General features: G+C 36.0%; 1 protein-coding gene. It reads left to right on the forward strand.

Features of this window, described 5'->3' with window-relative positions; genetic code table 11:
* The coding region (locus AWU74_RS12005) for a hypothetical protein (RefSeq protein WP_187150934.1) at positions 1 to 603 on the forward strand (603 nt) is incomplete at both ends.

A 603-nucleotide genomic window follows, 5' to 3' on the forward strand; every position in this document is an offset into this window, starting at 1 on the left:
TCAAGGATTACTTAAGTTATACCAATACCATTACCAAGTTCTTAAAGATGAATTAGGATTAGACCCTAACCTTAATTCAAGTATCGCAGCACCAAGAGTTACTTCACAAAACGCTGAATCAGCTATTATCATTACAGATAACACAACTGATTATATGTACGATGCTTATTTGCATTGTATGGAAGATACAGGAAAGAAAGTAGCTTGCTTACTCAATGCAAGCGTAACGCATGGTGCTAAAAAATACAGAGAGTTATTAAAAGAAGAAGAAGTGGTAGGTAGAAATTTCACTACCCGAATCAAAATGCTTCCTAATGACCAAGAAGTTTTGAAGTTGGAAAATATGCTGAATGTAACAATGACTGCTAATGCGGATTTTGTTCTTTACATTGATCCGTTTAAGCTGATTAGAATTTGTAAGGAGGATGTAAAACTTGCAGAACTTTTATTCAGACAAGCACAGAAAAGATATTTAAAAAGCAAGCAAGAGCAAGCGCAACAAAACAGCGAATACAACGCACAGATACAAGTACAATCGCAGCAAGCAAAAGCACAATCAGACGCAGCACTTGAGGAACAGAAAATAAAGACTTTGAGGGTGGT

Source organism: Treponema endosymbiont of Eucomonympha sp. (assembly GCF_001028545.1).